Annotated in this window: 7 protein-coding genes; 2 read left to right on the top strand and 5 right to left on the bottom strand. The window is 73.4% G+C overall.

The genetic code is table 11. The features are described 5' to 3' along the window. Positions 1 to 110: 110 nt before the first annotated feature. Positions 111 to 1,076, top strand: coding sequence for an aminoglycoside phosphotransferase family protein (locus tag ACFV8H_RS40750; protein ID WP_380409750.1), 966 nt, complete (start codon positions 111 to 113; stop codon positions 1,074 to 1,076). A 22-nt stretch (positions 1,077 to 1,098) separates the two neighbouring features. Here the strand turns inward: ACFV8H_RS40750 and ACFV8H_RS40755 are convergent, their stop codons facing one another. The 5 genes from ACFV8H_RS40755 to dxr form a co-directional block, all read right to left on the bottom strand. After that, positions 1,099 to 1,641, bottom strand: coding sequence for a GNAT family N-acetyltransferase (locus tag ACFV8H_RS40755; protein ID WP_380409752.1), 543 nt, complete (start codon positions 1,639 to 1,641; stop codon positions 1,099 to 1,101). Between the two features lie 171 nt (positions 1,642 to 1,812). Next, complete coding sequence (locus ACFV8H_RS40760) at positions 1,813 to 2,688, bottom strand: GNAT family N-acetyltransferase (protein WP_380409759.1); 876 nt, start codon at positions 2,686 to 2,688, stop codon at positions 1,813 to 1,815. Positions 2,689 to 2,905: 217 nt separating this feature from the next. Continuing rightward, positions 2,906 to 4,066, bottom strand: coding sequence for a flavodoxin-dependent (E)-4-hydroxy-3-methylbut-2-enyl-diphosphate synthase (gene ispG / locus ACFV8H_RS40765; protein ID WP_350518302.1), 1,161 nt, complete (start codon positions 4,064 to 4,066; stop codon positions 2,906 to 2,908). A gap of 144 nt (positions 4,067 to 4,210) precedes the next feature. Then, on the bottom strand, positions 4,211 to 5,515 hold the full coding sequence (locus tag ACFV8H_RS40770; protein WP_380409754.1) for a M50 family metallopeptidase: 1,305 nt from the start codon (positions 5,513 to 5,515) through the stop codon (positions 4,211 to 4,213). A gap of 105 nt (positions 5,516 to 5,620) precedes the next feature. Further along, the gene (gene dxr / locus ACFV8H_RS40775) at positions 5,621 to 6,865 is read right to left on the bottom strand and encodes a 1-deoxy-D-xylulose-5-phosphate reductoisomerase (protein ID WP_380409756.1); all 1,245 of its coding nucleotides are present in this window, start codon (positions 6,863 to 6,865) and stop codon (positions 5,621 to 5,623) included. A 69-nt stretch (positions 6,866 to 6,934) separates the two neighbouring features. On the opposite strand from dxr, the gene ACFV8H_RS40780 reads away from it, so the two are divergent. After that, positions 6,935 to 7,603 carry an NAD(P)-binding oxidoreductase gene (locus ACFV8H_RS40780; RefSeq protein ID WP_380409757.1) on the top strand — a complete coding sequence of 223 codons (669 nt, stop codon included), beginning with the start codon at positions 6,935 to 6,937 and terminating at the stop codon, positions 7,601 to 7,603. Positions 7,604 to 7,635: the final 32 nt, after the last annotated feature.

Below are 7,635 nucleotides of genomic sequence, written 5' to 3' on the forward strand. Positions count from 1 at the left end.
CCCCGCCCACCCACCCCCGGACCCGCCCCCGGACCAACCCACCCTCCCGAAAGCCCACCCCCACACCCCAGCCCCGCGCAGCGGCCCCCACATGCCCCGACAATGGACCCATGTCCGGACCCGCCCCAAAGATCACCGTCCCCACCCGGCTGACGACCACCGTCACCGCCACCCACGGCGAGCCCGGCCGCCAGTGGCTCGCCGCTCTGCCGGCCGCGGCCACCACCCACCTGGCCCGCTGGAACCTCACCCTCGAACGCACCCTGGACCCCGGCGGCAGCCTCAGCCTGATCGCGTACGTCCACCGCGACGACCTCTCCCCCGCCGTCCTCAAGGCCGGACTGGTCACCCCCGAGACCGCCCACGAGCACACCGCGCTCACCCACTGGGCCGGCCGCGGCGCCGTCCTGCTGCTCGACGCCGACCCCGACGCGGGAGTCCTCCTCCTGGAGCGCCTGCACGGCGACATCCCGCTGCGCTCCCTCGCCGAGCCCAAGGCGATGCTGGAGGCCACCAGCCTGCTGCACCGCCTCTGGGTCGAACCACCCTCCAGCCCCGCGCTGCCCACCAGCCCCGCACAGCCCGCCGGCCCCGAACTCCCCACCCTCGCCGACCGCGTCACGGACACCGCCGCCCGCCTCGCAGAGCACCGCTCCCACCCCGCCGCGGCCGCCGCCCAGCCCCTCGTCGACGAGGCCCTCGCCACCGCCCGGGCCCTGACCGCCTCCGCCGACGAGAACCTCCTGCTGCACGGCGACTTCCACCACGGCAACGTGCTCGCCGCCGACCGCGCCCCCTGGCTGGCCATCGACCCCCGCCCGCTGACCGGCGAGCGCGCCTACGACCTGGCCCGCCTCGCCCTGGACCGCGCGGACACCCTGATCGGCTCCCCCGGCGCCCCGGCCGCGGTCCGCCGCAGGCTCCAGCAGCTCGCCGACGCCCTCGACGTCGACCGGGACCGCCTGCGCGGCTGGGCCCTGTTCCGCGCCGTCGACCTGGCCCTTCGCGCACTGGCCACGGGCCGCCACGAGGACGCCGAACTCCACCTGGAACTCGCCGGTCACCTCTCCGACTAGGACCGACCCCCCGGGGCCACCGCTACGCCCGCCGCAACGGCAACCGCGCCCCCATCACCGCGTACAGCCGGTCCGTCGCCGGGAACCGCACCGCCCGGGCCAGGTCCTGGTAGCCCAGCGCCCGGTAGAGCCGCCGGGCCGGTGTCTCCGCGTCGATCGCCGACAGGATGCTGCGCTCCAGGCCCGAGCCCTCGCACAGCAGCCGGATCAGCCGCGAGCCCACGCCCTGGCCCTGGAACTCCGGCAGCACGTGCAGTTCGGTGACCGCGAACACGCCGTCCAGCCAGTCCCCGTAGCCCCGGGCGGTCAGGTACGGCTCGATGACGGTGCTCCACCAGTGGTCCCGCTGGTTCGGCATCCCGTACCCGAACCCGACCAGCCGGCCGCCGCTCATCGCCCCGAAGGCGATCACCCCGGGCTGCCGGGCGTGCCGCCCGACGATGTGCAGCCGGACCGCGACCTCCTCGGGCGTCAGCCCGAACGCCACCGCCTGGACGTCCAGCGCCTGCGGCGCCCAGGCCGCGAGGTCGATGGCCTCGATCGTCACCCCGGTCAGCTGATCCATGCTCCGGACGTTACTACCAGCGGCCCCCCGGCGCGGCCGAAGATCGGAACCCAACAACCGGCGAAACACCGGCGAACCGCGCCACAACACCGCCCCGCACCCGGGCACCCCGGAAGGCGCCCGGGCACCCCCGACCCACCGCACCCCCGGCCCACCGCACACGGGAGAAGGTCAGAACAGCACGCTCATGAAGGCCCCGACCTCCCGGAACCCGACCCGTCGATACGCGGCCCGCGCCCGCAGGTTGTAGTCGTTGACGTACAGCGAGACCACCGGCGCCACCTCGCGCAGCGCGACGTCCAGCACGGCCGCCATCCCGGTCTCGGACAGCCCCTGGCCGCGGTGCTCGGGCGCCACCCAGACGCCCTGGATCTGGCAGGCGCCCTGGGTCACGGCTCCGATCTCGGCCTTGAACACCACCCGGCCGTCCTCGGCGAAGCGCGCGAACGACCGCCCGGTGGTGACGAGTTCGGCCACCCGGGCCTGGTAGAGCAGACCGCCGTCGCCGGCCAGCGGCGACACCCCCACCTCTTCGGTGAACATCGCCACGCAGGCGGGCATCAGCGCCTCCACCTCGGTGCGCCGCACCCGGCGCACCAGCGGGTCGGGCGCGATCTCCGCGGACGGCGAGGAGGTCGCCAACAGCGGCTGATGGCCCCGGACTTCGCGTGCGGGGCCCCAACTCCGTTCCAGCAGCGCCCAGAAGGCGGCGGTCGACCCGGCCGGTCCGACGATCGAGGAGCAGCGCCGGCCCTGCCGCCGGGCCCGCTCCGCGAAGGCGGCGACGGCCTGCGGCCCGGCGTTGACCAGGACGAGGTTCGCCCCGGCGTAGCAGAGGGCGTCGAGCACGCCGTCCGCGCCGTACCAGCCCCACATCTCCCCGCCGAGCCGCCACGGGTCCAGCCCGACGGCCTCGACCCGGGTCGCGACGAAGGCGTTGGCGACCGGGTCGCGGTGGAGGATCTCCAGGGCGTCCGCCAGGTCGGGCGGTTCCAGCACGCGGGTGGTGGCCAGCGCCCGGGCGGCCTGGAAGGAGCTGGGGAGCATCACACCTCGATCGATCATCGAGACAGCACCTCACTGAGACGACTCTGGCCGCACCCTACTCCGTGGCCCCACCCGGCTACGGCCGCGGGGCCGTCCGCGAACGGACGGCCCCGCTTCCGGAAAACTTCGCTGCACCCGCGTTCGGACCGCTCGGCGGTCACCCCCCACCGACGTGACCGCCGGGCGGCCACCCCGCGACGACGTGACCGCTCGGCGGTCACTCCGCGGCGACGACGGTCGGCGAACCGGCCTCGACGCCCTCCCCCTGCATCTGCTCGGCGAGCTTGAGCGCCTCCTCGATCAGGGTCTCGACGATCTTCGACTCGGGAACGGTCTTGATCACCTGGCCCTTGACGAAGATCTGGCCCTTGCCGTTGCCGGAGGCGACCCCGAGGTCGGCCTCGCGGGCCTCGCCCGGCCCGTTCACGACGCAGCCCATGACGGCGACCCGCAGCGGCACCTCCATGCCCTCCAGCCCGGCGGTGACCTCCTCCGCGAGCTTGTAGACGTCGACCTGGGCGCGGCCGCAGGACGGGCAGGAGACGATCTCCAGGCCGCGCTCGCGCAGCCCGAGCGACTCCAGGATCTGGTTGCCGACCTTGATCTCCTCGGCCGGCGGGGCCGACAGCGAGACCCGGATGGTGTCGCCGATGCCCTCGGCGAGCAGCGCGCCGAAGGCGACCGCGGACTTGATGGTGCCCTGGAAGGCCGGACCGGCCTCGGTGACGCCCAGGTGCAGCGGGTAGTCGCAGGCGGCGGCGAGCTGGCGGTAGGCGTTGATCATCACGACCGGGTCGTTGTGCTTGACCGAGATCTTGATGTCGCGGAAGTCGTGCTCCTCGAACAGCGAGCACTCCCAGAGGGCGGACTCGACCAGCGCCTCGGGGGTGGCGCGGCCGTACTTCTCCAGCAGCCGCTTGTCGAGCGAGCCGGCGTTGACGCCGATCCGGATCGGCACCCCGGCGTCCTTGGCGGCCTTGGCGATCTCGCCGACCTTGTCGTCGAAGGCCTTGATGTTGCCCGGGTTGACGCGCACCGCCGCGCAGCCGGCGTCGATCGCCGCGAAGACGTACTTGGGCTGGAAGTGGATGTCCGCGATGACCGGGATCTTCGACTTCTTGGCGATGATCGGCAGCGCGTCGGCGTCGTCCTGGGACGGGCAGGCGACGCGGACGATCTGGCAGCCGGACGCGGTCAGTTCCGCGATCTGCTGCAGCGTGGCGTTGATGTCGGCGGTCACGGTGGTGGTCATCGACTGCACGGAGACGGGTGCGTCGCCGCCGACCGGCACGTTGCCGACCATGATCTGCCGGGAGTACCGGCGCTTGGCCAGTGGCTTGAGCGGCAGGGACGGAATACCGAGCGAGATCGCGGTCATGTGCGCAGGGTTCCCCGGGGTTGAGGTGTGGATCGACCGCCCGGCCGTTGGGACGGCCGAGGCCGGGCGCGCCACGATCGCGCACCCGGCCTCCACGGTACGGCACGGTCCGGGGGCCCAGCACACCCGCCGTACCCGAACGTCCTAGCCGATCTTCACCGGGTTCACCAGGTCGGCCACCATCACCAGCAGGGTGAACCCGATGAAGATGCTGGCCACGACGTACGCGACCGGCATCAGCTTGGCGACGTCGAACGGGCCCGGATCGGGCCGCCGGAACAGCTGTGCGAACCGGCGGCGGACCGACTCCCAGACCGCGCCCGCGATGTGGCCGCCGTCCAGCGGCAGCAGCGGCAGCATGTTGAACAGGAAGAGCGACAGGTTGATGCCGGCCAGCAGGTTCACGAAGATCGCGATCCGCTGGGCGGCCGACTCGTGCAGGGAGAACACCTCGCCGCTGACCCGGGCGGCGCCGACCATGCCGATCGGCGAGTCCGGGTCGCGCGGGGCGTCGCCGACGACGGCGTTCCACAGGCCCGGGATCTTGCCGGGCAGGGCGGCCAGCGACTTCACCCCGTTCTCGGCCATGTCGTACATCCGGTCGACCGACTGCCCGAGGCCGAGCTGGACCGTTTCGCTCTTCGGGGTGAACCCGAGGAACCCGGCCTGGACGGTCCGGCCCTTCTCCGGCACGCCGTTGCCGTCGTACTTCTGCACGTCGTTGACGGCGATGGTGGGCGTGAAGGTGAGCTGCTGGCCGCCGCGCTCCACGACGATCGCCACCTGCTTGCCCGCCGACTTCCGGATGTCCGCCTGGAGCTGGTCGTAGTCGCGGATCCGGTCGCCGTCGAAGGAGAGCACCTTGTCCCCCTGGCGCAGGCCCACCTCGTTGGCCGGGGTCTTGGGCGCGTCGGCGGGGCAGGTGTCGGTCGGCTGACCGGCCTTGACCACGCACTGGGCGACCGAGCCGATGGTCGGCACCGCCATGGTGACGCCGAAGCCCATCATGACCGTCAGGAACAGCCCGAACGCCAGGACCAGGTTCATGAAAGGCCCGGCGAACATGACGATGACCCGCTTCCAGGGCTTGCGGGTGTAGAACAGCCGGGTCTCGTCGCCCTCCTGGAGCTCCTCGTAGGAGGCCTCACGGGCGTCCTCGATCATGGACCGCCAGGGCGAGCTGCTGCGCTTGGTGATCCGGCCGTCCTCGCCCGGCGGGAACATCCCGATCATCCGGATGTACCCGCCGAAGGGGATCGCCTTGATCCCGTACTCGGTCTCGCCCTTCCGGCGCGACCAGACGGTCGGGCCGAAGCCGACCATGTACTGGGGCACCCGGATGCCGAAGAGCTTGGCCGTGGAGAGGTGGCCGAGCTCGTGCCAGGCGATCGAGACGAGCAATCCGACCACGAAGACCAGGATGCCGACCACCGTCAAAACCGTTGCCACCGCTGGTCCTCCGTCATGCCGCTCCGCTCATCGTCTCGTCGTACCGCGATCCGTGCCGTACCGCGGTCCCGGTCGTGCCGGGCACCGCCGCCGGAGGCGAGGACGTCAGCCCGCCGCCAGCTCGCGGGCCCGGGCACGGGCCCAGTCCTCCGCGTGCAGGACGTCCTCGACGGTCAGGGAAGTTCCCGCCGCGGCCGTCCGACCGTCGTGCTGTCCGTGCTCGGCCACGACCTTGGCAACAGTGTCCACGATCCCGGTGAAGGGAAGGCGGCCCTTCAGGAAGGCCTCCACGCACTCCTCGTTCGCCGCATTGAACACCGCCGGCGCCGTTCCGCCCAGGGTGCCCACCTCACGGGCCAGCTCGACGGCCGGGAAGGCCTCGTCGTCCAGCGGGAAGAACTCCCAGGTCGCGGCCTTGGTCCAGTCACAGGCGGGCGCCGCTCCCGGCACCCGGTCCGGCCAGCCCAGGCCCAGCGCGATCGGCATCCGCATGTCCGGCGGACTCGCCTGCGCCAGCGTCGAACCGTCGGTGAACTCCACCATCGAGTGCACCACCGACTGCGGATGGACCACGACCTCGATCCGGTCGAACGGCACGTCGTACAGCAGGTGCGCCTCGATCACCTCCAGGCCCTTGTTCACCAGGGTGGCCGAGTTGATCGTGACGACCGGGCCCATCGCCCAGGTCGGGTGCGCCAGCGCCTCCTGCGGGGTCACCCCGGCCAGCTGCTCCCTGGTCCGGGTGCGGAACGGGCCGCCGCTCGCCGTCACCACCAGCTTGCGGACCTCGGCCCGGGTGCCGCCCGCCAGCGCCTGGAACAGCGCCGCGTGCTCGGAGTCCACCGGCACGATCTGGCCCGGCTTCGCCACCGCCTTCACCAGCGGACCGCCGACGATCAGCGACTCCTTGTTGGCCAGCACCAGCACCCGGCCCGCCCGCAGCGCGGCCAGCGTCGGCCGCAGGCCGATCGAACCGGTGATGCCGTTCAGCACCGAGTGGCACTCCACCGCGGCCAGCTCGGTCGCCGCGTCCGGCCCCACCAGCACGGCCGGCAGCGGCCGGCCCGCCGCCTTGGCGGCCAGCGCCTCGCGCAGCGCCGGCTCCGCCGCCGGATCGGCCACCGCCACCGTGTGCACGCCCAGCCGCAGCGCCTGCTCGGCCAGCAGCTCCACCCGGCCGCCGGCCGCCGACAGCGCGACCACCCGGAACCGGTCCGGGTTGCGGAGCACGACGTCGATGGCCTGGGTGCCGATCGACCCGGTGGAACCGAGGATCACCAGCTCCCGGGGGCCGGAGGGGTCCGCCACGGTGGGCGTGAAACGCAGCTGCGGGTGGGCGAGCGAAGTCATGCGCCCATTGTGTCCTGTCCGAGACCTTTCCCAGGACGCCCCCGGCACACCCGGGCTACCGTCGGACCCATGCGTACCGTCATCGCCGGGGGCCACGGACAGATCGCGCTCGGGCTCGAACGGCTGCTCGCCGACCGCGGCGACCGCCCCGCCGGGATCATCCGCCGCCCCGAACAGGCCCCGGACCTCGTCGAGGCCGGCGCCGAGCCGCTGCTGCTCGACCTGGAGTCCGCCACCGCCCCGCAGCTCGCCGCCCTGCTCACCGACACCGACGCGGTGGTCTTCGCCGCCGGCGCCGGCCCCGGCAGCGGCGCCGCCCGCAAGAACAGCGTCGACCGCGACGCCGCCGTCCTGCTCGCCGACGCCGCCGAACTCGCCGGCGTCCGGCGCTACCTCATGGTCTCCTCGATGGGCGCCGACGCGGCCGCCCACCACCCCGCCGACGAGGTCTTCGAGACCTACCTGCGGGCCAAGGGCGCCGCCGACGACGCCGTGCGCGCCCGCACCTCGCTGGACTGGACGGTGCTGCGCCCCGGGCGGCTCACCGACGGCCCCGGCACCGGCCTGGTCCGCCTCGCCCCCGCCGTCGGCCGCGGCGCGGTCGACCGGGCCGACGTGGCCGCCGTCCTGGCCGCCCTGCTGCACGAACCCGGCACCGCCGGGCAGACCCTGGAACTGGTCGCCGGGAACGCCACCGTCGCCGAGGCGGTCGCCGCCGCGGCCGGCCACGGCGCCTGAACGCGCCGCGGGGCCCGGTCCGCACCGGACCC

This window comes from Kitasatospora sp. NPDC059827 (genome assembly GCF_042731675.1).
In the GTDB taxonomy this organism is placed as follows: domain Bacteria; phylum Actinomycetota; class Actinomycetes; order Streptomycetales; family Streptomycetaceae; genus Kitasatospora.